This is a genomic window from Achromobacter ruhlandii (assembly GCF_002082135.1).
GTDB lineage: Bacteria > Pseudomonadota > Gammaproteobacteria > Burkholderiales > Burkholderiaceae_B > Achromobacter > Achromobacter ruhlandii.
The window spans coordinates 4070268-4094764 of record NZ_CP017433.1 but is presented as its reverse complement, the minus strand read 5'-3'; the positions used below and the strand labels follow the sequence as shown (position 1 = coordinate 4094764).

General features: G+C 68.1%; 21 protein-coding genes and 1 pseudogene. 14 read left to right on the top strand and 8 right to left on the bottom strand.

Going from position 1 to position 24497, the window contains the following annotated elements; genetic code table 11:
- Positions 1–38 precede the first annotated feature (38 nt).
- The 7 genes and pseudogenes from AruCF_RS18435 to AruCF_RS29975 form a co-directional block, all read left to right on the top strand.
- Positions 39–695, top strand: a complete 657-nt coding sequence (locus AruCF_RS18435; protein WP_235432682.1) for a hypothetical protein — start codon at positions 39–41, stop codon at positions 693–695.
- Positions 692–1531 (top strand): Flp pilus assembly protein CpaB, encoded by an 840-nt coding sequence (gene cpaB / locus AruCF_RS18430; RefSeq protein WP_049075147.1) that lies wholly within the window; start codon positions 692–694, stop codon positions 1529–1531. Before AruCF_RS18435 ends, cpaB begins: the two co-directional genes overlap by 4 nt.
- The gene (locus tag AruCF_RS18425) at positions 1528–2895 is read left to right on the top strand and encodes a type II and III secretion system protein family protein (protein WP_049075146.1); all 1368 of its coding nucleotides are present in this window, start codon (positions 1528–1530) and stop codon (positions 2893–2895) included. Before cpaB ends, AruCF_RS18425 begins: the two co-directional genes overlap by 4 nt.
- A gap of 4 nt (positions 2896–2899) precedes the next feature.
- Complete coding sequence (locus tag AruCF_RS18420; protein WP_049075145.1) at positions 2900–4558, top strand: TadA family conjugal transfer-associated ATPase; 1659 nt, start codon at positions 2900–2902, stop codon at positions 4556–4558.
- Positions 4555–5400, top strand: coding sequence for a type II secretion system F family protein (locus tag AruCF_RS18415; RefSeq protein WP_049075144.1), 846 nt, complete (start codon positions 4555–4557; stop codon positions 5398–5400). The genes AruCF_RS18420 and AruCF_RS18415 overlap by 4 nt, the downstream gene beginning before the upstream one ends.
- 13 nt (positions 5401–5413) lie before the next feature.
- Positions 5414–6322, top strand: a complete 909-nt coding sequence (locus AruCF_RS18410) for a type II secretion system F family protein (RefSeq protein WP_049075143.1) — start codon at positions 5414–5416, stop codon at positions 6320–6322.
- 56 nt (positions 6323–6378) lie between these two features.
- A pseudogene (locus tag AruCF_RS29975) lies at positions 6379–6552 on the top strand (DUF192 domain-containing protein); the annotation flags it as partial.
- A 6-nt stretch (positions 6553–6558) separates the two neighbouring features.
- Here AruCF_RS29975 and AruCF_RS29970 read toward each other — a convergent pair.
- Together AruCF_RS29970 and AruCF_RS18400 are read right to left on the bottom strand one after the other, a co-directional pair.
- The gene (locus AruCF_RS29970) at positions 6559–7362 is read right to left on the bottom strand and encodes a BPSS1780 family membrane protein (RefSeq protein ID WP_049075141.1); all 804 of its coding nucleotides are present in this window, start codon (positions 7360–7362) and stop codon (positions 6559–6561) included.
- 64 nt (positions 7363–7426) lie between these two features.
- Positions 7427–8395 carry a homoserine kinase gene (locus AruCF_RS18400; RefSeq protein WP_049075139.1) on the bottom strand — a complete coding sequence of 323 codons (969 nt, stop codon included), beginning with the start codon at positions 8393–8395 and terminating at the stop codon, positions 7427–7429.
- A gap of 222 nt (positions 8396–8617) precedes the next feature.
- Here AruCF_RS18400 and dusA point away from each other — a divergent pair, with 222 nt between their 5' ends.
- Positions 8618–9598, top strand: coding sequence for a tRNA dihydrouridine(20/20a) synthase DusA (dusA, locus tag AruCF_RS18395; protein WP_049075136.1), 981 nt, complete (start codon positions 8618–8620; stop codon positions 9596–9598).
- Positions 9599–9726: 128 nt separating this feature from the next.
- Here dusA and AruCF_RS18390 read toward each other — a convergent pair whose 3' ends face one another.
- Positions 9727–10185 (bottom strand): CBS domain-containing protein, encoded by a 459-nt coding sequence (locus AruCF_RS18390; protein ID WP_049075134.1) that lies wholly within the window; start codon positions 10183–10185, stop codon positions 9727–9729.
- A gap of 31 nt (positions 10186–10216) precedes the next feature.
- Complete coding sequence (locus AruCF_RS18385; RefSeq protein ID WP_049075132.1) at positions 10217–11530, bottom strand: YihY family inner membrane protein; 1314 nt, start codon at positions 11528–11530, stop codon at positions 10217–10219.
- 17 nt (positions 11531–11547) lie between these two features.
- Between AruCF_RS18385 and AruCF_RS18380 the strand changes: the two genes are divergently transcribed.
- From AruCF_RS18380 to AruCF_RS18370, 3 genes are all read left to right on the top strand, one after another.
- Complete coding sequence (locus AruCF_RS18380; protein WP_049075127.1) at positions 11548–11919, top strand: DUF2069 domain-containing protein; 372 nt, start codon at positions 11548–11550, stop codon at positions 11917–11919.
- Positions 11916–13403: a protein adenylyltransferase SelO gene (locus AruCF_RS18375; protein WP_049075125.1), complete on the top strand. Its 1488-nt coding sequence runs from the start codon at positions 11916–11918 to the stop codon at positions 13401–13403. Before AruCF_RS18380 ends, AruCF_RS18375 begins: the two co-directional genes overlap by 4 nt.
- Before the next feature lie 213 nt (positions 13404–13616).
- Entirely contained in the window at positions 13617–14336 is a 720-nt protein-coding gene (locus tag AruCF_RS18370) for a response regulator transcription factor (RefSeq protein ID WP_049075123.1), read from the top strand.
- Here AruCF_RS18370 and AruCF_RS18365 read toward each other — a convergent pair.
- Together AruCF_RS18365 and AruCF_RS18360 are read right to left on the bottom strand one after the other, a co-directional pair.
- Positions 14318–15733, bottom strand: coding sequence for a sensor histidine kinase (locus tag AruCF_RS18365; RefSeq protein ID WP_235432680.1), 1416 nt, complete (start codon positions 15731–15733; stop codon positions 14318–14320). The genes AruCF_RS18370 and AruCF_RS18365 overlap by 19 nt on opposite strands.
- Positions 15734–15741: 8 nt before the next feature.
- Entirely contained in the window at positions 15742–17715 is a 1974-nt protein-coding gene (locus tag AruCF_RS18360; RefSeq protein WP_049075119.1) for a bifunctional diguanylate cyclase/phosphodiesterase, read from the bottom strand.
- 590 nt (positions 17716–18305) lie between these two features.
- On the opposite strand from AruCF_RS18360, the gene AruCF_RS18355 reads away from it, so the two are divergent.
- From AruCF_RS18355 to AruCF_RS18345, 3 genes are read left to right on the top strand one after another with little or no spacing between them, the layout of a single operon-like run.
- Entirely contained in the window at positions 18306–19715 is a 1410-nt protein-coding gene (locus AruCF_RS18355) for a putative bifunctional diguanylate cyclase/phosphodiesterase (protein WP_372364134.1), read from the top strand.
- 34 nt (positions 19716–19749) lie between these two features.
- Positions 19750–20817 (top strand): chorismate synthase, encoded by a 1068-nt coding sequence (aroC, locus tag AruCF_RS18350; protein WP_049075116.1) that lies wholly within the window; start codon positions 19750–19752, stop codon positions 20815–20817.
- A gap of 40 nt (positions 20818–20857) precedes the next feature.
- The gene (locus tag AruCF_RS18345; RefSeq protein ID WP_049075113.1) at positions 20858–21697 is read left to right on the top strand and encodes a M48 family metallopeptidase; all 840 of its coding nucleotides are present in this window, start codon (positions 20858–20860) and stop codon (positions 21695–21697) included.
- Between the two features lie 115 nt (positions 21698–21812).
- Here AruCF_RS18345 and AruCF_RS18340 read toward each other — a convergent pair whose 3' ends face one another.
- Positions 21813–23780: a bifunctional diguanylate cyclase/phosphodiesterase gene (locus tag AruCF_RS18340; RefSeq protein ID WP_049075109.1), complete on the bottom strand. Its 1968-nt coding sequence runs from the start codon at positions 23778–23780 to the stop codon at positions 21813–21815.
- 19 nt (positions 23781–23799) lie between these two features.
- The gene (locus AruCF_RS18335; RefSeq protein WP_100503775.1) at positions 23800–24483 is read right to left on the bottom strand and encodes a transglutaminase-like cysteine peptidase; all 684 of its coding nucleotides are present in this window, start codon (positions 24481–24483) and stop codon (positions 23800–23802) included.
- Between the last annotated feature and the right edge of the window lie 14 nt (positions 24484–24497).

The window sequence follows — 24497 nt, the reverse complement described above, 5'->3', positions numbered from 1 at the left end:
GTGCCCTGGCCGGGAGGCTGGCCGTTTGCGGATTGGCGATGACAGCCGTCGTGCGGCCGGATCCGGCGAGCGCGACCGCGCCAGCCACTTCCCAGCCGACGGCGATGACGCCGGCGGCAATGCGTTTCCCGGCTGGGTCGCGGGTTGAGCCCTTGGCGGATCGATTGTGGCTGTATGGCTTGCCGCTGCAGGCGGTGGTGTTCGATGCGCCCGTCGACGTCCCGGAATTGATCCGCACCCTGTCGCGCCAGCAACCCGCATTGCGCGATCTCATGGTGCTGCCCGGCGTGGCGATCCTGTCCGGGCGCCTGGGCGATGCCCTCTGGATGGCCGTGTTGGCAAGTCCCGTGGCGGGGCGCAGCGTGGGCAGCGTGTCATGTTTGCTGATGTCGACGACGCGCCAGGATGCGCCACTGCCGGCCTGGTTGCCGCCCGCGGCGCGCTTGAGGCTGGATGTCGTCGTGGCAGACGGCGAGGGGCGCATGTCTGAGCGCATCTGGCAACATCCACTCCCCCCGGCGCGCCTGGCGTCGGTCATACGCCAGGGATTGCGGCGCCACGGTTGGGAGGACGATGGCAAGCGTGCCGATGCCGGCGACTGGCAGTCGTGGCGCCGCCGCGGTGAGCGGTTGGACTGGCTGCTGTTGCCGTTGGATGCTGGCAGCGGTTTGTGGATCCGGCGGAGGGTCCCATGACGCGCGTCGTTTTCCCGGGCCTGCGCAAGCTGGCGGTCCCATTGTTGGCGCTGGCAGCCGGGCTGGTGTCGGCCTGGGCCGTCCGAGAGCACGTGCGGCAGCGGATAGCGCGCCTGGAGGCCGCGGCCAGCACGCCGCTGGTCAGCCGTCTGGTGGCGGCGCGCGACTTGCCGGCGGGCACCGTGCTGGAGGCGTCGCAGTTGGCGGTACGCGAAGTTCCGGCGATATGGGCGCCCGCGGCCAGCATCGATCCGCAGGCGGTTGACGGCGTACTGGGCACCCGGCTGGCGGCCGACCTGGCGGGCGGCGAACTGTTGCTCAGTGCGTGCCTGGGTGCGGCCGATCCCGCGTCATCACGTTCGCTGGCCGCGCGGATCGCGCCAGGACAGCGTGCGTTCGTGGTGGCGGCTGCCGATCTGGGGGGCCTGGCGGGCATGTTGAAGGCGGGCGATGCCATTGATATCTACGTCTCCCGGACAATCCGGGGACGAGAGGCGACCGTGCCGGTGTTGCAAGGCATGCGGGTACTGACCGCTACCGATATCGGCGACGGCGGTGGCCACGGCCAGATCACGCTGGCGGCTCGTCCCGACGAGGCCATGCGGTACCTCTCGGCCAGGCAGGCGGGAACGCTGACGGCGGTGCTGCGCAACCGGGACGACCCGGGGGACATCGACGCCGGCCCCGCGCACGATCCGCTGCCTCCGGTTGGCCCGGCGCTGACACCGCAGCGCTCTTCGGAGGTGGTCATCCTGTACGGCGACCGGCCGGACGAACGCGCCCCAACCCTTGCGCCGACCTCGGCGCTGGCGGATTTCGAATCGGAGCACCCATGAGGATCGGACGGATTGAGTCTATCGAGGTCCTGGCCGCGCTGTGCCTGGCACTGGCGTGCCCGCCGGCGTGGTCGGCGGTCGAGACGCTCGAGATGCAGGTCGGCGAGAGCCGCGTACTGGCGCAGCCCGGCGTCACACGCGTGGCCATCGGCAACAGCCAGGTGCTGAGCGCGGTGGCAACCGACGATCGCGAGGTCGTGGTGTCGGCGCGCGCCGAAGGCGTGTCCTCGATGCATGTGTGGGCGGATGCGGGCCTTGCGAGCTATGACGTGCGCGTGTTGGCGGCCGGCACGCCGCGTCTGCTGGCCGAAGTCGACTCCCTGTTGGCGCGTATTCCCGGCACGCGCAGCACCCTGGTGGGTAGCCAGGTCGTCATAGAGGGGGAGGGTCTGTCCGACGATGACCGCGCTCGGGTGGCGGCGCTGGCACAGCGGTATCCCGAGGTCGTGGACTTCACCGGACAGGTGGGCTGGGACAGCATGGTGTTGCTGGACGTGCAGGTGGTTGAAATCCCCAGTTCGCGATTGCGCGAGTTCGGCGTCCGTTGGGATGGCGTGACGCAAGGGGGGCTGAACGCGGCGCTGGCCTGGGACGCCGGCTCGCGGGGCAGGATGAGCCGGCCCGGCGAGCAACCAGTAGACACCCCCTTGCCGGTCTCGTCCGCGGCAGGCTATTTCGGCGTCAATGCGCTGCTGTCGGCCCGCATCGCGGCGCTGGCCCAGCGTGGCGAAGCCGTGATGCTGGCCCAGCCGCAATTGCTGGCGCGCAGCGGCGCCAGCGCGACCTTTCTTGCGGGCGGCGAAGTGCCTTACGTCTCGACCGATTCGCGTGGCAATCCCACGACGTTGTTCAAGCCCTATGGGGTGTCGTTGCGGATCACGCCGCGTATCGATCGCAACGGCGTCATCCGTTCGCTGATCGAGGTCGAGGCCAGCTCCGTCGACATGGCCTTGACCGCGGCTGGCGGGCCGGCGCTGCGTACCCGTCGGGCGTCGACGGAATTCAACGTGCGGTCCGGTGACACGCTGGTGATCGGCGGCTTCCTGTCGCGAGAGCGTTCCGACGAGGTCACCGGCCTGCCCGGGCTGAAGGACATCCCGATCCTCGGCGCGCTGTTTTCGTCACATCGCTACCAGTTGCGCGAGACCGAATTGGCGATCTTCGTGACGCCAAGGATCGTGTCGCGCAATGAGCCGGCCATGGCCGACCAGCTGCGGCGCGGGCGTGAGCTGGTCGATGCGGCTTTTCCGCAGGCGCCGCGGTTGGGCGGGGCCGTGCCTGCGTCGGGTTGGAGCGTCTACGCGGGAGCGGGATCGCAATGGCTCCGCGATACCGGGGCCCCCATTTCTGCTGACAAGGAGTAGTGCCATGCTTGATATCGAGATGACTTTTGAAGATGCCGTCACGCGCAGGGTCAGGGCAACCGCGCCGACGCTGATCGGTCGGGGCGTCCATTGCGACCTGCGTATCGCCAATTGGCGGGTGGGGCGCCAGCATGCGCGGCTGCGGCGCGAGGCCTCGGGAATCGTGCTCGAGGATCTTGGCGCCTTGGGCGGGACGTTCGTCAATGGCTTGCGCGTCACACGTCATGCACCCGTGCGGCCCGATGACGAGATTCTCATCGGACCTTGCCGCCTGCGGGTCGCGCCGGCGCGTCCGGAGGGGCACATCGGCATAGTGGCTCGGCTGTCGATGCCCGCGTCCGCCGACCGGCGCACGGATTCCGCGGCGGACGCACCGGTGTCGTCGTTGGCCAACCTGGACCTGCGCCGCCGCCTGCATACCGCATTGTTGGCCGCGCTGGACCTGCGCCGACGCGATGTGGCCGGAATGAGTGATGCCGTGCTGCGCGCCGAGGCGGCCCGGTTGCTGACACGCATCCTGGCCGACGACGAGGCGCTGCCGTCAGGGGCGGATCGAGCGTCGCTGTGTCGCGAGGTGCTGGATGAGGCGGTGGGGCTGGGACCGCTGGAACCGCTGCTGGCGGCGCCCGATATCACCGAGATCATGGTCAACCGGCACGACGAGATCTATGTCGAGCGCGACGGCCGGCTCTGGCGCCACGCCGCCGCGTTCACCGGCGAGCAGTCCGTGCGCCGGGTCATCGAGCGCATCGTGATGCCGTTGGGACGCCGCATCGACGAAAGTTCGCCAATGGTCGACGCGCGGTTGCCGGATGGCTCGCGGGTACATGCCGTCATCCCGCCGGTCGCGCTCAAGGGGGCCAGCCTGACGATCCGCAAGTTTCCCGCGCATCGGCCGGCCATGTCCGACCTGCTGGCGGCGGGTTCGCTCAGCGCCGCCATGGCGCAATTCCTTGCCCATTGCGTGCAGCTGCGCAAGAACCTGGTGGTTTCGGGAGGGACCGGAGCGGGCAAGACCACGTTGCTGAATGTCCTCTCCAACGAAATCCCGGAGGGGGAACGCGTCGTCACGGTCGAGGATGCGGCGGAATTGCGACTCAACCATGCGCACTTGGTGGCGCTGGAAGCGCGGCCGGCCAACCAGGAAGGACGCGGACGCATCGACATTCGCGAATTGGTGCGCAATGCGCTGCGCATGCGACCGGATCGGATCGTGGTGGGCGAGTGCCGCGGGGCGGAGGCCTTCGACATGCTGACCGCGATGAATACCGGGCACGAGGGTTCCCTGACCACGCTGCACGCCAATTCCGCGCGGGATGCCCTGTCGCGGTTGGAGTCGATGGTGCTGATGGCGGGGCTGGACTTGCCACTGGCCGCGATCCGCGAGCATATCGCGGCCAGCGTAGACATCATCGTGCAGCAAGCCCGGCTGTCCGACGGGCGGCGCGTTGTCGTGTCCATCGTGGAAGTCACCGGCATGGAAAGCGGTCGGATCCAGTTGCAGGAGTTGTTCCGGCATGAGCGCTCGGGAGGTTTCGTCGGCTGCGGCATCGTGCCTGGCTTCGCGCAGGAATGGCTGGAGGCTGGAGCGGACCTGGACATGGCGTGGTTTGGCATCGATGGGGCGACTGCCGGGGCCGGTGGCGAGGCGACGCTGCCATGACCTGGCTGGCCATGCTGGCGGCGCTGGCCTGCGCCACGCTCCTGGCTTGGCAGGCGCAGCGCTGGCTGGCGCCGATGTTGCGGCGTCATCGCGAACGCTATACGCGGGAGGCAGGCAGCCGGCTCGACGCGTTGTTCGTGTTCATCGAGCCAGCCCGGCTGTGGGTGGGCACCGTGGCGCTGGCGGGATTGGCGGCGGCGCTGGTTTTCGCGGCGACTGCCAGTGGCATTGGCGCCGCGTTGGCCAGCGCGGCGGCGTGGCGCCTGCCGCGATTCCTGGTCCACGCCATGCATCGCCGACGCGTGCGGCGCTTCGAGCAACAGTTGCCGTTGGCTTTGCTGATGCTGGCGTCGGCGCTGCGCGCGGGGGTTTCCCTGATGCCCGCCTTGAGCCAGGTCGCGGCCCTGGGCGGCGGGCCCGTGGCCCAGGAATTCGGCCTGATGCTGCGCGAGCAACGCCTGGGCGTGCCCTGGGACGAGGCGCTGGAGCGCCTGAATGTCCGGATGGCGGGCGAGTCGACGACCCTGATGGTGGTGGCAATGCGGATATCGGCGCGGACGGGGGGTAATCTGGCCGAGGCGCTCGACAGCATTGCGCAGACCTTGCGCGCGAGGCTGCAGTTGCAGGACCGGGTCCGGGCATTGACGGCGCAGGGACGCTTGCAGGCCTGGATCGTGGGGGCGTTGCCATTGCTGTTGCTGGTCGTGCTGGACTGGCTCGAGCCCGACAGCATGGCGCCGCTCTGGCATACGCCACGGGGGTGGCTGGTGCTGGCGTTGGTGGCGACGCTGGAAACCCTGGGCATCCTGTTGATCCGGCGCATCGTCCGGATCGACGCCTGAGCAGGAGGTCGGCATGTGGCTTGTGCTGGCGATGGTGGGCGCGGGGTCGGGGGTGGGATGGCTGGCGTGGCGGCTGTTGCGGCACGCATCGCGGGAGGCTCCGGGCATGGACGTCCTGCCGTGGTGGTGGCGCGTGGGGGCGCCGTGGGCGGAGCGGATCGCACCGCGCCTGGTGCCGCTTTGCCCTCGTCACGGATATGCATGGCTGTGTGGGATGGCCGCGCGCGCAGGCTTGCCCGCGGCGGTTCGCGCCGAGCACCTCGTGGCCGCGAGCCTGCTGGCGGCGATTGGCGGCGCGGCGGTGGCGGGCGCGGGGCTGTGGGTAGTACCAGGTGTCGGCCCGAATGGAGACCTTGCTGGCCTGGCGCGCACAAGTGGCTGGTCGGACGCGCTGTCGTGGTCGCTGGCCGGTGCCGGCTTGGCCGGCCCGTTGCCGGCGTTGTGGCTGCGGGCGCGGGTGGTCGAACGGCGCCGGCGTATCGAGCGGGAACTGCCGTTCGTGCTCGACATGATGATCCTGTGCGTCGAGGCCGGCCTGAGCGTGCAGGCGGCGTTGCAGCAGGCGACATCGAGCGTGCCGGGCGGGCCGCTGCGGGAGGGCGTCGCGGGCGCGCTGGCGCAGATGCGGGCGGGCGTGACCCGGTCCACGGCATTGCGCGCGATGGCGGATCATTGCGGCAGTCCGCTGGTGCACGATTGGATTGCCGCCCTGATCCAGGCGGACGCCCTGGGCATCGGCCTGGCGCCCGTGTTGCGGGCGCAGGTCGCCCAGTGTCGTCATGCCCGCCAGCAGCGGGCCGAGCAATTGGCGCTGCAGGCGCCGGTCAGGATGCTGCTGCCCCTGGTCGGCTGCATCTTTCCCTGCACGTTCATCGTGCTGGCGTTCCCCATCGCCGTCCAGCTGCTGCGGGGGGGAGGGTGAGCGCCCGCCCAGCCCTGCCGCGCGGGCGGCTCAGGCTGTTGCGGGTCAAGGGCTGGATGGGGCGGCTGCGGGGGTTGCTGGGCCGGCCGCCGCCAGGGCCACGATCGGGGATCTTGCTGGCGCCATGCCGGGCGGTGCATACCTTCGGCATGCGATACGCCATCGACGTGGCGTTCGTGTCGCGAGATGGCTGCGTGCTGAAGGTGTGCAGGGCGTTGCCGCCCCGCCGGATCGCGTCATGCCTCGGCGCTGTGGCCGTTGTCGAAGTTCGGGCTGGCGCTGTTGATGCCGAACACGGAGGTGTACGACGGATAGAAGCTGCAATAGAACACGCCCGCCGCCGCGATCGTGAACGGGATCTGCAACGTGCTGGCCAATTGCGGCGACAGCCCCAGCGCGACCAGCAACCCCGAGCACAGGTCCAGGAACAGCGCGATCAGGACCCAGGTGGCGGCGTACACCAGGAAGGCCCACTTGTTGCGCCAGCAGGCGATGCCAGAGAAGAACAGGGCCTGGGTCAGGCGCAGTCCATGCCAGGCCACCAGCACCGGCGCATACCAGAACAGGGCTGCGATCACGATGTAGATGATCGTGAAGATGATGAGCGGCGCGCGTAGCGCCATCAGGATGGGCTCCATGCTGTTCTCGATGGATGCGATGCGCATGCCTTCGGAGAACGCGGCCGAGAAGGGCAGGAACGTCGCCAGGCCGGCCGCCAGGCTGACCGCCGCGTACAGCAGGCCCATCAGGAACAGCTTGCGGAATACGCCGGGCTGCTTCAGGGGCTTGGCCCACATCGAGGGCAGCATCACGCGATCCGCTTCGACGTGTTTGCAGGCGGCCAGGCTCATCAAGGTGACCGACGGCATCAGCGCGATGAACAGGATCGGACCCACGATCTGCGCGGCGAAGGCGAAAATGACCAGAAGGCTGTTGATCAGCGCCCAGGTGTACATGGCCAGGGGTTGCTTGCGGAACAGACGGAAGCCGTCTCGGACCCATTGCCAGCCGGAAGACGCGGGGAGGAATGCTGCTTGCATGGCTCTCTTGGGGGTGATCTCTCAAAAAGGGACGTGCTACCCCCAATTATGGGGGGCGTAACGATTACGGCAATACCGGCAGGCCCGGGCGGTGGCGTGCCTGCAACACTCTCTCGAAATGTCGGGGATCGTGCGGCTTGAGCGTCTGGGCCGGACGCGGCAGGAAAAAGTCGTACAGGCGCGACAGCCAGAAGCGCAGGGCGGCGGCGCGCAGCATCAACGGCCAGGCCTGGCGTTCAGCGTCGGTGAATGGCCGCACCTTGGCGTAAGCGGCCAGCCAGGACTCGACCAGTTCGGGGATGAATTCGCCGGTATCGCGCTCGATGCACCAGTCATTGACGCTGACGGCCACGTCGAACAGCCAGGTATCGCAGCCGGCGAAATAGAAGTCGATGATGCCGCCCATGAGCGGATCCTCGAAGGTGCCGGCAAACAGCACGTTGTCGCGGAACAGGTCGCAATGGGCCGGGCCAGCGGGCAGCGCCTGCCAGGCCGGGCTGGCGGCCGCTGCCTGCTGGGCGGCCAGCTCCGATTGCAGCAACTGCGCCTGGCCCGGTTCCAGGAAGGGCAGGACCTTGGGCGCGGTTTCGACCCACCAGGACAGGCCGCGCAGGTTGGGCTGCTGGATCGGAAAGTCCCGCGCCGCCATGTGGGCGCGGGCCAGCGTGGCGCCGGCCAGGGCGCAATGGGCGGCTCCCGGTGCCGGTTCGTAGCCGCCGGGCAGGCGCGAGACGATGGCGCAAGGCTTGCCGTGCAGGGTGGTCAGGCGGGTGCCGTCGCGCAGCGTCTGCGGTTGCGGCACGGGGATGCCGCGGCTGGCCAGGTGGTACATCAGCTCGATGTAGAACGGCAGCTGGGCATGCGTGAGCACCTCGAACAGCGTCAGCACGTACTCGCCGCGGCTGGTGTAGAGGAAATAGTTGGTGTTTTCGATGCCCGCCGTGATCCCCCGCAGCGAGACGAACTCGCCCAGGTCGAAATGCGCCAGCAGGGCGCGCGCGTCGTCGTCGGATACGGGGGTGAAAACGGCCATTGATGTCAGGGAAATAGGGGTTAACGGACGCGGGGTGAGGCACGCCTGGATAGGCGTGCGCGCGGCGGCGGCGCAATTTTAGACCACATGGCCGGCAGGGTCAGGACGATTACCAGCCGGACCCGCCGGGCAGAATCCCGCCAAGCACCGTAAAATACCGCATCCCCTTGTTTTGCTGAGTGATTCTTGGACTCCCCCGACTGGCGGCTGTGTGTCGCCCCGATGATCGACGTGACCGACCGGCATTGCCGCTATTTCCACCGGCTGCTGGCGCCGCGCGCGCGTCTTTACACCGAAATGATCACCACCGGCGCGCTGCTGTATGGCAACGTGGCGCGCCATCTCGACTTCGACGAAGCCGAGCATCCGGTTGCGCTGCAACTGGGCGGCAGCGAGCCGGACGCGCTGGCGCAGTCGGCCAGGCTGGGGCGGCAGTGGGGCTATGACGAAATCAACCTGAACTGCGGTTGCCCGTCGGAACGGGTGCAGAAGGGCGCGTTCGGCGCCTGCCTGATGGCCGAGCCCGACCTGGTTGCCGATTGCATCAAGGCGATGCAGGACGCGGTCGATATCCCCGTGACGGTCAAGCATCGCCTGGGGCTGGACTATGACGAGTCCTACGCCTTCGTGCGCGATTTCGTCGGCAAGATCCACGACACCGGCTGCCGGGTGTTCATCGCCCATGCGCGCAACGCGGTGCTCAAGGGCCTGTCGCCCAAGGACAATCGCGAGATTCCGCCGCTGCGCTACGACGTGGTGAGCCAGCTCAAGCGGGATTTCCCCGACTGCGTGTTCGTGCTGAACGGCGGGCTGGCCGATGCGGCGCAGTCGGTGCGCGCGGCTGCCGACTTCGACGGCGTCATGCTGGGCCGCGCGGCCTGGCACACGCCGCGAGTGCTGTCGGAGGTGTCACTGCAATTGTGGCCTTCGGTGCGCTTGCCCAGCGATGCCCAGGTGGTCGACGCGATGATGGAATACGCCGCGCGCCAGGTGGCGCAGGGCGTGCCGCTACGAGTGATGACGCGGCCGATGCTGGGCCTGGTGAACGGCCAGTCGGGCGCGCGGCGCTGGCGCCGCATGTTGTCGGATCCGGCGCTGCTGGCCGCGAACGATCCCGCCCTGATCTACGATGCCTGGCGCAGCCAGCGCCATGCGCCGCCGGAACGCGATGCCGCGTTGACGGCCACGCCGGCGAGCGCCTGAACGCGCAGGCGCAACGGCAACGCCTGAATGCAACAACGCCCGGGTGGCCGCAAGGCCACCCGGGCGTTTTCGATGCATGACCGTTGCCGGCCGGCGGACCGCGCCGCCGCCGAGCAATCGCCCAAGGCTCAGGACTGGGGCGACTCCGCGCTTTCCGCGGGCCAGTCGCGGATGTAGGCCTTGAGCATGTTGTTTTCGAATTGCTGGGCCGCCACGATGGCCTGGGCCATGTCGTAGAACGAAATCACGCCCATCAGCGTGGGGCCATCCATGACGGGGATGTAACGGGCGTGCTTTTCGAGCATCAGGCGCTGCACTTCGTCGGCGCTGGTGTTGGGCGATACGCTGACCGGCGCGTCGTCCATGATGGAACGGATGGTGGTTTCGCCCGCGCCGCCATGCGCGTGCATGTGGCGGATGATCTCGCGGAACGTCAGCATGCCGACCAGCGTGCCGAATTCCATGATGACGAGCGAGCCGATATCCTGCTCGCTCATGGTTTGCACGGCCTGGGACACGGGCATGTCCGGCGATGCCGTGTAAAGCGTGTCTCCCTTGACGCGCAGAATCTCGCTGACCTTCAACATCGGTTTCTCCTGGGCGGTGGCGCCCTGATTGCTATTTCTTGCTCGCTTCCAGTTGCAGGACCGGGGCGACGCCATTTCCAGTATTTTGCGCTTCTCCGCAGAGTTCTTCCAGCACCGGCGCGTTTTCCTGGGAAATCACGGCCCCGGCAACCCGCAGGATTTCGCTGTCTTTGCGTACCCGCGGTTGGGTGCGGTCCAGCAGGAAGCGGTCCACCAGGGGCGCCAACGAGGTTTCGCGGGCGTCGCAGGTCAGGACCCACAAGTCGTCGGGCGTACGGGTCACCAGATTCATGTCGCAGAGGGTTTCCAGGACATCGTTCAGTTCATCCTGGTGCAATTTCAGCTTCGAGGCGAGCCGATTGGCCGGCAGGCCCGGCGGCATGCGGGACTGAGCCCGCCGCAGCGCGCGCAGCACGTCCAGCGCGTCGACGAAGGGGGCGCCGGCGTAGCGATTGAACTCCCAGCGTCCCAGGCGGATCAGCGGGGCGCTGGCGGCCAGGGTGGCGCCCAGCAGGACCGCCAGCCAGGACAGGTAGATCCACAAGAGAAAGATCGGCAGCGTGGCGAACGCGCCGTAGATGACCGTATAGGTGGGGAACCGCGTCAGGTAATAGGCGAAGGCCGACTTCATGACTTCCAGCGCGATCGCCGTGACGCAACCGCCAATGAGGGCATCGCGCCACAGCACCTGGCGGTTCGGGACCACCACGAACAGGGCGGCGAAGCCCAGGGCCGTCAGCACCAGCGGAATGAACGAGATGGCCATGCTGACGATTTCCGGCACGTCGCGCACCAGTCCCAGCGATTCGCGCGCCACGAACGAGGTGGCCCAGAGGCTGGCGCCGGCCACCACCGGGCCCAGGGTGATGACGGCCCAGTAGACCAGCGCCCGCTGCGGCAGCGGGCGCTGCCGGGTGACATGCCAGATGTCGTTGAAAGCCGTGTCGATCGTCATGATCAGGAGCAGCGAGGTCACCAGCAGGAACGCGCCGCCAATCGCGGTCAGGCGCGAGGCCTGGCGGGCGAACTGGTTCAGGTATTCCATGATGTTGTCCGAGACGGACGGCGGCATCAGGCTGTTGGCGAGGAAGTCCTCGAGCGCTACCCGGAATTCCTGGAACACCGGAAAGGCCGTGAACAGCGACAGCACCACGGCCAGCATCGGCACGATCGCCAGCACCGTGGTGAAGGTGAGGCTGGAGGCGACCTGCAGCAGCTTTTCCTCGTCGGCGCGCTGCGCGGTGAAGACAAAGGCACGCCCGACCCGCGCCGCCCACGATGCGCGCGGGGGCGGGGGCTCGGGGGCCGCCGGCGAGGCGGCGGCAGGCTCGGCGGGGCGGTTCATCAGGCGATAATAGCAGCATGAACCCTGAACTCAACCCCCGCTTGCGCCTGGCGGCCTCGGTGTCGCTGTTCGCCCTGATCGTGCTGTGCGTCACTTGGGAAACCGTGGTGGCGCCGCTGCGTCCGGGCGGTTCCTGGATGCTGCTCAAGGCCTTGCCGCTGGTGCTGCCGCTGCGCGGCATTGTGCGCGGCAACCTCTATACGTATCAGTGGGCATCGATGCTGTCGCTGCTCTACCTGATGGAGGGCGTGGTGCGGGCCATGTCGGATCCGGCGCCGCTGTCGGTGCTGATGGCGTGGGGCGAGATCCTGCTGTCGACGCTGTTCTTCGTCAGCGCCATTTTCTACGTCCGGCCGGCCAAGCGGGCCGCCAGGAGCCAACGCGCATGAGCGCCCATTCCCTGTCCGAACTGCATGCCGTCAACTCGTTCGCGGCGCTGCCGGCCGCGTTCCATACGCGGCTCGCGCCGCAACCGCTGAACAACCCGCGGCTGCTGCATGCCAATGCCGAGGCGGCCGCGCTGATCGGGTTGGATCCGGCCGTGCTGCGGACGCCGGAATTCCTGCGGGTGTTTTCCGGGGCGGAGCCGCTGCCGGGCGGCGACAGCCTGGCTGCCGTGTATAGCGGCCACCAGTTCGGAGTCTGGGCAGGACAGTTGGGTGACGGCCGTGCCCATCTGCTGGGCGAGGTCGAGGGGCCGTCCGGCGCCTGGGAGCTGCAGCTCAAGGGCTCCGGCCTGACGCCGTATTCGCGCATGGGCGATGGCCGCGCGGTGCTGCGCTCGTCAGTGCGCGAATACCTGGCCAGCGAGGCCATGCACGGCCTGGGCATCCCCACCACGCGCGCCCTGGCGCTGGTGGCGTCGGACGATCCGGTGTGGCGCGAAACCGTGGAAACCGCCGCCATCGTGACCCGCATGTCGCCCAGTTTCGTGCGCTTCGGGTCCTTCGAGCATTGGTCCTCGCGCCGCCAGCCGGACCTGCTCAAGACGCTGGCCGACTATGTCATCGACCGCTCCTACCCCGAATGCCGGGCCGCGCCCGCCGGCGAGGCGCACAGCGACACCGCGCCCTACGTGCGCCTGCTGCGCGAGGTCACCCGGCGCACCGCCTTGCTGATGGCGGACTGGCAGGCGGTGGGCTTCTGCCACGGCGTCATGAACACGGACAACATGTCCATCCTCGGCCTGACCCTGGACTACGGCCCCTATGGCTTCATGGACGGTTTCCGGCTCGGCCATGTCTGCAACCATTCTGATTCCGAAGGCCGCTATTCCTGGAATCGCCAGCCGTCGGTGGCGCTATGGAATCTGTACCGGCTGGGGGGCAGCCTGCACACCCTGGTCCAGGACGTGGATGCCTTGCGCGCGGTGCTCGATGAGTTCGAAGGCGTCTTCACCCGCGCCTTCCATGACCGCATGGGGGCCAAGCTGGGCCTGGCCGCATGGCGGCCGGCGGACGAGCCGCTACTGGACGATCTGCTCAAGCTGATGGATGCCAATCAGGCGGATTTCACCCTGACCTGGCGGCGGCTGGCGGACGCGGCGCTGGGCCGGCGCGCGCCGTTCCAGGACCTGTTCATCGATCGCGGCGCCGCTTCGGACTGGCTCGACCGTCTGCTGGCGCGCCAGGCCGAGGACGGGCGCCCGGCGACCGAGGTGGCCACGTCCATGAACCGCGTCAACCCCCTATATGTATTGCGCAACCACTTGGCCGAAGAGGCGATCCGTGCCGCCAAGGCCGGCGACGCCAGCGAAATCGACACCTTGATGATGTTGTTGCGCGATCCCTTCACGGCGCGAGACGGCTACGAAAAGTATGCCGGCCTGCCGCCGGACTGGGCCAACGGCATCGAAGTCAGTTGTTCGTCTTGATGTTCGTTTTGCGCGTTTTTGGCGACAAAACGGCATTTTGAGCGGGGAAGGCAAGGAAAATTGGCGCAATGAGACGAAAAATCGCGGTTTTTTTCTCTGCAATCATTCGTTTCCATTGTAAAAGTCGTAAGATTGTCGCCTGCGGGACACTCAGGTGGCATGCCTGTCACTGGGGCATTTGTCGACAATTTTCAATATAAAAGCACTCTGAATATGCCTGGCGCAGATGGTTTGCTGTGTATCGGCCTGCTTGAGGATGACGCGGACTTCCGGGAGGAGTTGGCGTTGGGCCTGGGCGGGTACGGTTTCCGTGTGGCGTTCGCCTGTGACAATGCCGCGGCGTTCTACCGCCGCTTGCAGGAACAACCTTGCGATATCGTCATTCTCGATGCCCATCTTCCGGGGGAAGACGGTTTTTCGGTGGCGACGCGCCTGCGCGCGCTCAGTCCGGTCGGCATTGTCATGCTGACCGGGCGCAGCGCGCTCGAAGACCGGGTGCGCGGCCTGGAAGGCGGCGCCGATGTCTACATGACCAAGCCGGTCGACCTGCTTGAACTCAGTTCGGTGATCCGCAGCCTGGCGCGGCGCATGCGCCTGGCCAAGTCGCCGCGACCGGCCGACGCCGAGACGCGCGCGGCCGCCGACACGTCGTGGTCGCTGCAGGATGGTGGCTGGATCCTGGTGGCCCCCGATGGCGCCTCGCTGCACCTGAGCGCCCAGGAACGCACGTTCCTGGTGGCCCTGATGGACGCGGCCGGTTCCGCGGTCAGCCGCCAGGCGCTGGCCGAGCTGTTCCTGCCCGACAGCCCGGGCGGTTTCGAGTTGCGCCGCATCGACGTGCTGGTCAGCCGCCTGCGCGCCAAGGCGCAGAGCGCGGGCCTGAAACTGCCCGTGCTGTCCGTGCGCGGCCAGGGCTACGTGTTCGCCGCCTGATCCTTCGCCGCCTGAGCGGGCGTATCCGGCTCGGTGGGCCGGGCGGGCAGGGTGATGACGAAGCGCGTGCCCACGCCCACTTCGCTCTGCATCGTGAGCGAGCCGCCCTGGCTCTGGCAGATGCGGCGGGCCAGGTACAGCCCGATTCCCATGCCTTGCGTTTCGCGGTGCGCCGCGCGCCGGAAGCGCGGTTCGAAGATGCGGGCCTGCTCTTCCGGGCCGATGCCCGGGCCACGATCCGTGACCGCCACCCACGCCATCGGCGCGCCGTTTGCTTCGGCGTGGCCGGTCTCGATGCGGATCGGTTCGCTGGCCGGTGAATACTTGACCGCGTTGTGGATCAGGTTGCGCACCACCACACCCGTGAGCGCGCGGTCGCAATAGACCGGCAGCGAGCCGCTGCCCGCCTGCAGCCGCAGCGCGTGGGCGGTGTCGGGCTGCATGGCGGCGACGGCGTCGCGGGCCAGCTCGGTCATGTCGGTCAGTTCGGCCCGCGGTGTCCAGGCTTGCTCGCCCAGTCGGTCCTGGTTCAGCAGTTGTTCCATCAGTTCGGTCATCCGGCTGACCGAACGGTGAATGCGCGCCAGGCGGCTGTCCACGGTTTCGCCGCTGCCCGACAAAATCATGTCGAGCGACTGGGCCGCCGCGCTGATCGTGGCCAGCGGCGCGCGCAGTTCGTGCGAGATCAGGGCATTCATCTGGCGCTGGGTATCGAGGGCGCCAGCCATTTCGACCAGTCGCAATTCCCCTTCGACCCATTGCTCGGCATCGTTGGCATTCCGCTGCGTGGCTGCCTGCCGCGAGCGTGGTTCCAACCCGGCCAGCAGGAGAGCGGCCAGTACCAGCAGCAGCCGCGCCAGCGGCGCCGCCAGCGCGCCATCGCCCGGCGCGGACCAGGCGTCATGGCCCAGGATCCAGACCGATGCCAGGTGCGCCGCGCCCAGGGCCAAGGCGGCGGCTCGGCGCGGCATGGGGCGGGCGGCGGCGGCCAGGAACCATACCGCCAGTACCGCGCTGGCGGCGGCGCCGGCGCCGGCGACCAGCGTGGGCATCAGTCGGCCGCTGGCGTCGTAGACGAAGATCAGCGCCAGCGCCGCCAGGCCGGTCAGCGCGATGCCGGCCCAGCGACACGCCATCGCCAGGCGCGCGGCGGCCGGGCGGCCGGCGATCAGGGGAATGGACAGGGCCAGCAGGGCGGCGTAGGAGCCGGCCTGCAACGCGCCGGCGGGAAACAGCGCGGGCTGGGCGCGCAGCACGCCCTCCACCAGGACGAAGGCCAGGCCGGCGCCGTAGATCGGCGCGCGGGTATAGAGCCAGCTGATCGCGCAGGCTACCGCGCAAGCCAGGGCGGTGCCGGCGGCCAGGCCGATCTGCAGATCGGGGAGGTGAAGAAGCAATCCTTCCGTCAACGAGAAATCCACTGTTGGTCAGGCGCAAGGTCGTGTGCGCGGGCGAAGTTTACGCCAGCGCCGCGAAGCGCGTGGACGCCGATTTTTTCCAGGATGGAACGCGCGGCATCGTCGGGCACGTCTTCGGCGTACACCGCCATGCCGAGCGAAGCGGCGGTGGCCACGACGGTCGCGGCCAGGTGCTGGCTGCCAGGGCTGTGCGCGATGCCGGTGATGAAGCTGCCGCACAGTTTCACGTATGACAGGGGGTAGGCGTGCAGGTGTTCCATCGCGCCGAACTGTTGCGACAGGCGCGACAGGCCGACGCGGCCGCCGGCGGCGGTGACGGTCTGGCACAACTGGTCCATGTCGGCGCCGTGTTCCATCAGGGCGGCCGCGTCCACCTCGATGATCAGGCGGCTGGCCAGGGCCGGCCGATCGGCCAGCATGCGTTCCAGCCGCGACAGGAAAGCGCCCTGGGCCAGCGAGGCTTGCGAGATATGGACCGTCAGCGCGTCGGGGTGGGTGTACAGCCAGTCCAGCCCGAGGCGGACCGCCTGGATGTCGCATTCGGCCGAGAGCCCCAGGCGCACCGCCGGCGGCATGAAGATGGCGGCCGGCACGGGATCGGCGCCGCTGGTGTCGTGCAGGGTCAGGCTGGCTTCGTAGTGCAGCAGGGCACCCGCGACATCGGCCAAGGGTTGGGTCGAGAGCGAGAACCGGTGCTGCTCCAGCGCGGTGGCCAGGGCATCGTGCCAGCTGTATTCACCGATGCGGGTGCTGTCGGCCGCCTGGCTGGCCGGCGCGATCTGGTCGTCGTCGGCGCTTTCCGCGCACATCAGGGCGTGGTCCAGCCGCGCCAGTGTGTCGCTCATGTTGTCGCCCGGCGTGAACGCGGTCATCGCCAGCGCCCAGCGGCACCAGCCCTGCTTGTCCATCGGCACCCGCAAGGAGCGCAGTTCGCGTCGCACGCGTTCGGCCAGCATGCCGGCCTGGGGGGCCGAGGTGCGCGGCATCAGCAGTGCGAAGTCCGAGCCGCCGATGCGCGCCAGCGTCATGTGCGGGTCGCCGCTACCGTCGACCAGCTTGCGCAGGCGGTCGGACGATGAGCGCAGCCACTGGTCGGTAAAGGCGCGCGACAGGTGGCGGTTGATCTGGGCCAGGTCGCGCTGGCGGAACATCAGGAGATGGCCGCCGGCCTCGGACTCCTGGCTGGCCAGCGCCTGGCGGAAGTGGTCGATGAAGAACTTGCGGTTCGGCAGGCGGGTGACGGCGTCGCGCTGGATCTCGCTTTGCAGCGATTCGATGCGGGCGTTCTGCTCCTGCACGGTCGCGGCGACCTGGCGCTGGGCGTCGACCAAGGCCTGGTCCACGCCCGCCAGTTCACAGGCGCGGCCGGAGGCGCCCGCGGCGCCCGGCGCCAGCGCGCGTACCCGTTCGCAGATATCCCGGGAGGCCCGCGTTTCGATCCAGCGCAACAGATTGGTGGCGAACAAGAGCCAGAAAACACCGGCGGCCAGCGTCAGGCCGATGACCCGGACCCCGCCTTGCCAGAGCGTCTCGCGCGCCAGCCGGGCATCGGCCTGGACCGTGACGGTACCCAGGCGCCGGCCATCCGGGCCGACATACGGCCGGGTCGCCGCGGGCGCTTCGAGCGCCAGCCAGGCGGGGCGCCAGTCGCGCGCGGCCTCGGTTTGTCCGACAGCCGGATCGCGGCGCTCGATTTGTGTGTCCCCGTTTTCTCCGGCAATGCGCACCAGGGTGTACATGCCGGCGCCGAACAGGTCATCGGCCAGCTTGCGCGGGTCGCGCGCGCCGTCGGGGTTGTGCGACAAGGCCCAGGCCAGCGCGCTGGCGCCGGCCTGACCCTGCTGGGCCAGTTGCGAATTCAGATAGCGGTGGGCGGCCAGCATCCCCAGGGCCTGCGCGCCGAGCAGGATGAAGGCAATCAGGAGAGCGGTACAGAGGATCAGCCGGCGTAGTGTGAACATGGGTCAGGGATTCCCTTCGTGGCCCGTATTGTTGCCGGTGCCGCGCCAGGCCGGCATGCCAGTGAAAGGGGGAACATCAGGCAGCGCAAGTGCCCGTAAGCGAAAAAGGCTGGATAAGAAACGTGACACACGTTACTAATACCTCAGTGTCGTCGCCTGCGCTGTAATTCGGCATGTCACAGAACATACAGAATATTACGAAATGACCTGCGATATCAGACAACCTGTGCAATTATTTCGATCGTGATAATTGCCCGGATGATAACTATTGAGACAGGCCGTATTAATTTTCCGGTTCAGGCTGTCGTAGTAAGAACACGGCATGGCGCAAAGGACCGGCCAGCGACTGCTATCCAAGGACCGTCATGACCCCTCGCGAGCAACCAGATCAGGGCAGGAATCGAAGGAAAGGGAGCGCGTTGCTCCTGAAGTGTGGCGTTTTTTTGCGAAAATAATGCATAATTTAAAAAATGTTACAGCCCTTGGGTTTCTTTCCGGACCGCAACGCCAAGGGTTTCTAGATAGGGGGCTCCGTGCGTGAGAGTTACCTGCTCGCACTGTGCCTGACGCTCGCGGGCGCACTTGCAGCGATATGTTTGTTTTTCGTCCGCCGGGAACGCGTGCTGCGCGGCCGGCTGACGCGTGACGAATTGACCGGCGTCCTGAGCCAGCGGGAGCTGCAGCGTCGCGCCCGCGCATGGTTGAACCAGGCCGAACGGCAGTCGGGCCGGGGGGTGTTCGGACCCCGCGGACCGGCCCCGGAAGACCGGGAATCCCTCGGCATCGCGCGCACTCGCCCTGGCACCCGCGGCATCGGCGCGTTCTTCCTGGTCAGTTTCGACCAGTACGCCGAGATCAGCGCGATGCTGCGCGCCGGCGAGGACCAGACCCTGCTGGTGATGGTGGCCGACCGGCTCAGCCTCGTGACCCGTGCGCTGGGCGGCATGGTGGCCCGCACCGGCACCGATGCCTTCACCGTATGCATTCCCGACGTGGACGAGCAGGGCGCCGCGCAGGTGTCCGCCAAGCTGCTTGAAGACTTGTCCGTGCCCTATGAACTGGGTGGCCGACCCCTGATCGCGGTGTTTCGCGTGGGGGCGGCGTTGTATCCAGACCACGGTCGCAGCGTGGAAGAACTGCAGCGCTGCGTGCAGGTCGCCATGGTGCCCCTCAAGGAGCGCGGCGGACCGGGCTGGAACATGTTCGATTTCCGCATGCTGGCGCGCCAGCGCGACCAGCAGGGGTTGGAAAACGACCTGCGGCTGGCGCTGACCACCGCGTCGATGGACCAGTTCGAGCTGTACTACCAGCCGGTGTGCGACAGCGGCACCGGTGTGGTGCAGGGCTGCGAGGCCCTGCTGCGCTGGCACCACCCCGAACTGGGCAGTGTGTCTCCGGCCGTGACCATCGAGCTGGCCGAGCGCAGCGGCCTGATCGTGCCGCTGGGCGCCTGGATCCTGGAGCGCGCCTGCTCGCAGGCCGCGCTGTGGCCGCCAGCCTGGCGCGTGCACGTGAACCTGTCGGTCAAGCAGATGAACGAGGACGGCCTGGTGCAGCTGGTTTCCGACGTGCTGGCCACGACCAAGCTGGCGCCGCGCAAGCTGGTGCTGGAGATCACCGAGTCGCTTTTCATCCTGCACTACGAGCGCCACGTGAAGATCCTGAACACGCTGCGGGCCAAGGGCATCGGCGTGGCGCTGGATGACTTCGGTTGCGGCTACTCCAGCCTGAACCACCTGCGGCACCTGCCCATCGATTGGGTCAAGATCGACCGCAGCTTCATTTCCGCGCTTGAATCCGACGCCGGCAGCCGCGAGGTGGTGTCGGCGCTTTTCGGACTGTGTCAGGCGATGCACCTGCCGGTGGTGGCCGAGGGCGTCGAAACCGAAGGTCAACGCGAGATCCTCAAGTCGCTGGGCTGCCGCGTGATGCAGGGCTTCCTGCTGGGACGCCCGGCGCCGGCCGCGGAAATTCAGGCTTTGGCGTCGGCGGTGTCATAATCTGGGTTGCTTGCAAACCCACTGTTGACTTCCTATGCCCGGCAATACCCTCGGTACTCTGTTCACCGTCACGAATTTTGGCGAATCCCACGGGCCGGCCATCGGTTGCGTCATCGATGGCTGCCCGCCGGGCATGCCCCTGGAAGCGGCCGACATCCAGCGCGAACTGGACCGCCGCCGCCCTGGCACGTCGCGCCACGTCACCCAGCGCCAGGAAGCGGACCAGGTCGAAATCCTGTCCGGCGTCTACGAGGGCCTGACCACGGGTACGCCCATCGGCCTGCTGATCCGCAACACCGATGCGCGCAGCAAGGACTACTCCAACATCACCGACACCTTCCGGCCGGGCCATGCCGACTACGCCTACTGGCGCAAGTTCGGCCTGCGCGATCCGCGCGGCGGCGGCCGTTCGTCGGCGCGCCTGACGGCGCCCACGGTAGCCGCCGGCGCCGTGGCCAAGAAGTGGCTGGCCGAGCAGTACGGCGTGAAGGTGCGCGGCTACATGAGCCAGCTGGGCCCCATCGCGATTCCGTTCGTGTCGTGGGATGAAGTGCCGAACAATCCGTTCTACGCGCCCAACGCCGAGGTCGTGCCTGAACTGGAAGCCTATATGGACCAGCTGCGGCGCGATGGTGATTCGGTCGGCGCGCGCATCGAGGTGGTGGCCGAGAACCTGCCGGCCGGGTGGGGCGAGCCTATTTATGATCGCCTGGATGCCGACATCGCCCACGTGATGATGGGCCTGAACGCGGTCAAGGGCGTCTCGATCGGCGCCGGCTTCGATTGCATCGCGCAGCGCGGCTCCGAGCATGGCGACGAGATCACGCCCGATGGCTTCCTGACCAACCACGCCGGCGGCGTGCTGGGCGGCATTTCGACCGGCCAGCCGGTCACGGTTTCGTTGGCCATCAAGCCCACCTCCAGCATCCGGGTCGAGCGCCGCTCGGTCAACCGCGCCAACGAACCCGTCATGGTGCAGACGCTGGGCCGTCACGATCCCTGTGTCGGCATCCGCGCCACGCCCATCGCCGAGGCCATGCTGGCCCTGGTGCTGATCGACCACGCGCTGCGCCATCGCGGCCAGTGCGGCGAGCCGGGCTGAGGCCGGATTCCATCGTTCCTGACCGTTGTAGGAGGCTGGCATGAGCCTGAACCGTTATCCGTTGCGCCGCATGGCGGCCGCGCTGTCCCTGGTGGCCCTGGCGGGGTGCACCGGGATGAACACCACCCAGTCCGGCGCCATCGGCGTCAATCGCACCCAGTACATGTCCAGCATGGTGCCGTCGCAGGCCCTGGAGCAGGAGGCGAACCAGCAATACGCCGATATCATCAAGCAGGCGCAGGCCAAGAACCTGCTGGATCGCGACGCGCAGCAGGTGGCGCGGGTGCGCGCCATTTCGCAGCGCCTGATCACGCAGACCGGCGTGTTCCGCCCCGACGCGTCCGCGTGGAAGTGGGAAGTCCACGTGCTGACCAGCGACGAGGTCAACGCCTGGTGCATGCCGGGGGGCAAGATCGCCGTCTATACCGGCCTGATCAACAAGATCAAGCCCACTGACGACGAGCTGGCGGCGGTGCTGGGCCATGAGATCTCCCATGCCTTGCGCGAACATGCGCGCGAGCGCGTGTCGCAACAGATGGCCACCAACCTCGGCTTGCAGGTGTTGTCCATCGCCACGGGGTCGAGCGCCGCGTCGGACCTGGGCGGCAAGCTCAGCGACGTGATGTTCACGCTGCCCAACAGCCGCACGCATGAAACCGAAGCCGACCGCATGGGCGTCGAACTGGCCGCGCGCGCGGGTTTCGATCCGCGCGCCGCGGTCACGCTATGGCAGAAGATGGGCGCCGCCGACAATGGCAGCGCCCCGCCCGAGATCCTGTCGACCCATCCGTCGGCGGCCTCGCGCATCGCCGACCTGCAGGGCGCGGCCCAGCAGGTGCTGCCGCTGTACCAGCAATCCAAGGCCGGCGCGGCGCGCTAGCGCGCCGCCAGGCGGGGGCGGGCGCAACGCCAGGCCCGCCGGCGCCCTTCAGGCGCGGGATCCCCCGCGGCGGGACTGCCGCAAGCCCCTCCTGCCGATTTGAAGACTGCCGGCCTCAGGCCGGCAGTTTCACGCCCGGGCCGCGCATCACGCTGATGCCCAGGTCGGCCAGGATGCGGCGCGTTTCGCTGTCCGGCACGTCTTCCGCGTAGACCGCGATATCGAGCTTGCGCGCGGTTTCCAGCACAGATGCGGTCAATTGCTGGCTGCCGGGGCTTTGCGACATGCCGCCGATGAAGCCGCCGCCCAGTTTCACGTAGGACAGCGGCAGCGTGTGCAGTTGCGCCACCGCGCCGAACTGCTGCGCCAGGCGGCGCACGCCGATATGGGCGCCGAATTCCGACGCCACCCGGGCCAGCGTGGCGATCTGCTCGTGACACTCGACCAGCCCGTGGGCATCGATTTCCAGGAACAGGCGCCGCGCCAGCGCCTTGCGTTCGGTCAGCAGCAGCGCCAGCTGCCGGAAATACTTCTGGCCGCGCAGCGAGGGCAGGGCGACGCGCAGGGTCAGCTCGCCGTCGTGGGCGGCCAGCCAGTCCAACCCCAGGCTCACGGCCTGCAGGTCGCAGTCGGCCACCAGGTCGAGCCGCACCGCGGGCGGAATGAACAGAGTGGCGGGAATCGGCGCCTGGTCGGCGGCGGTGCGCAGCATCAGCATCGCCTCGGTACGGATGGGAGCGCCGGCGGCGTCGCGCAGCGGCTCGGTGGCCAGCTCGAAGCGGTGGTCTTCCAGCGCCGACAGGATCGCGTCCTTCCAGGCGCGCTCGCCGGATTCGGAGGGCGATTGCGCGTCGGCGGCGCCCGCGATCACGACCTGGTCGTTGCCGGCGCTCTCGGCCCGCATCAGGCCGAAGTCCAGTCGTGACAGCACGGGGCCGGCCTGGTTGCCGCGGCTATAGTCTGCCATGGCCTGGGCCCAGCGGCACAGGTGGCCCTCGCCGACCGGAATGCGCGAGGCGTGCAGGTCGGCGCGCAGTTGTTCGGCAATCATCATCGCCTGCGGCGCCGCGCAGCCCGGCAGCAGCAGGGCGAAGTCGGAACCGTTCAGGCGCGCCAGCAGCGGATCGGCCACGTGCAGCGACTTGAGCGAGGCCTGGATGCGTTCGCAGGCGGCGCGCAGCCACTGGTCGATGAACTCGCGCGGCATGTGGCGGTTCAGGTCGGCCAGATCGCGCTGGCGGAACACCAGCACATGGCCGCCGTCCGTGCCGGCGCGGCCCGGTGCGTGACCGGCGGCCGGGCCGGTTTCGAGCGCGCGGCGGAATTCGTTCACGAAGTACTTGCGGTTGGGCAGGCGGGTGACCGGGTCCTGGTTCAGCTCCAGCTCCAGGGATTCGATCTTGGCGTTCTGTTCCTCGGCGCTGGCGTAGACGCGTTCGCGGGTCTGGTTGAGCGCCTGCACCACGTCGGACAGTTCCGGCACGCGCGCTTCCATCTGCCGCGGCGGCGTGTCCTGGCCGATGCTGCGGACGTGGTCGCTGACCTCGCGCAGCAGCCGGTTCTTGATCCAGCCGACCAGCGCGAAGGCGAACAGCGCCCAGATCAGGCCCGCGCCCAGCACCAGCGCGATCATGCGCAGGCTGCTGCGCCACAGGGCTTCCCAGGCGTAGGCGTCGTTGGCCACCAGCGTCACCTCGCCGATCTGGCGCCAGCCGTCGCTGACGGCGTGCGAGGCCGAGCGCGCGTCCAGCGGCGCCAGGGCGCGGAACCAGGCGGGCACCGAGGCGGCGGTGGCGGTCGATTGGCGTTCGATCAGCACCTTGCCTTCCGGATCGGCCAGGCGCACCAGCGAGAAGTGGCCGCCGTCGTACAGCGCCGACACCAGCAGTTCCTGCACCACCGGGTCGTTGTTGGCCGGCTGCGACAACGACAGCGCCAGCGACACGGCGGCGTCGGTGGCCTGCACCTGCAATTGGCCCGACAGGTATTCGCGGGCGGCGTTGACGCTGAGCGCCAGGGTGCCCAGCAGGATGACGCCGATCGCGAGAGTGACGCTGAGCAGGAGCTGTCGAAGTATGGACATAGTCTTGTGGTTCCGGACGTCAGGGGCGTATGCCTTCCCGTTCCATGCGTTGGAGTAGATCGCGCCAGCGGCTGAGGCGGTCAACCGGTGCGGCGGGTTTGCCGTCGACGTAGACGCCGTCGGCATTGAAGCTGAAGACCGGCGTCAGGTCGCGCCGTTGCGACGCCGGCAGGATGGTCGAGACCAGGCTGTCCAGCACCAGCGGTACTGCATTGGGTGTTTCGTAGTAGCCCAGCACCATGTGGGCGATCTGGCTGCTGCTGGCCGGGCCGCCCACCCGCGCGCGGACATAGATGAAGCGCAGCTTGCTGGCCGGCACGCCCATCGACAGCAGGGTGAAATACTTGCCGATGACGTAGTCTTCGCAATCGCCCGCGCCCTTGCCCAGCGATTCGAGCGGGGTGGCCCAGTAGTCGTCCTTGCCCCAGATCGTGATGTCGTCGCCCGACAGCAGCGCGCGGTTCCAGAAATCGTTCGCCACCACCAGCCGGTCCTTTTCCAGCGCGGGGGGCGTGGCGCGCAGCAATTGCAGCCAATTCGACACCGCCTTGGCGCCCTTGGCGCCATAGCGGCTGGCCGACAGGCTTTGCAACTTGTCGGCGTTGACCTCCAGGGCGGAACTGCCGCCCCAGCCGCAAGCCAGGCAGAGCAAAACCAGTCGGCACAGATTCAGCGTGGCGCGGAAACGGCGGGTTGATCGCATGAAACGGATTTTCA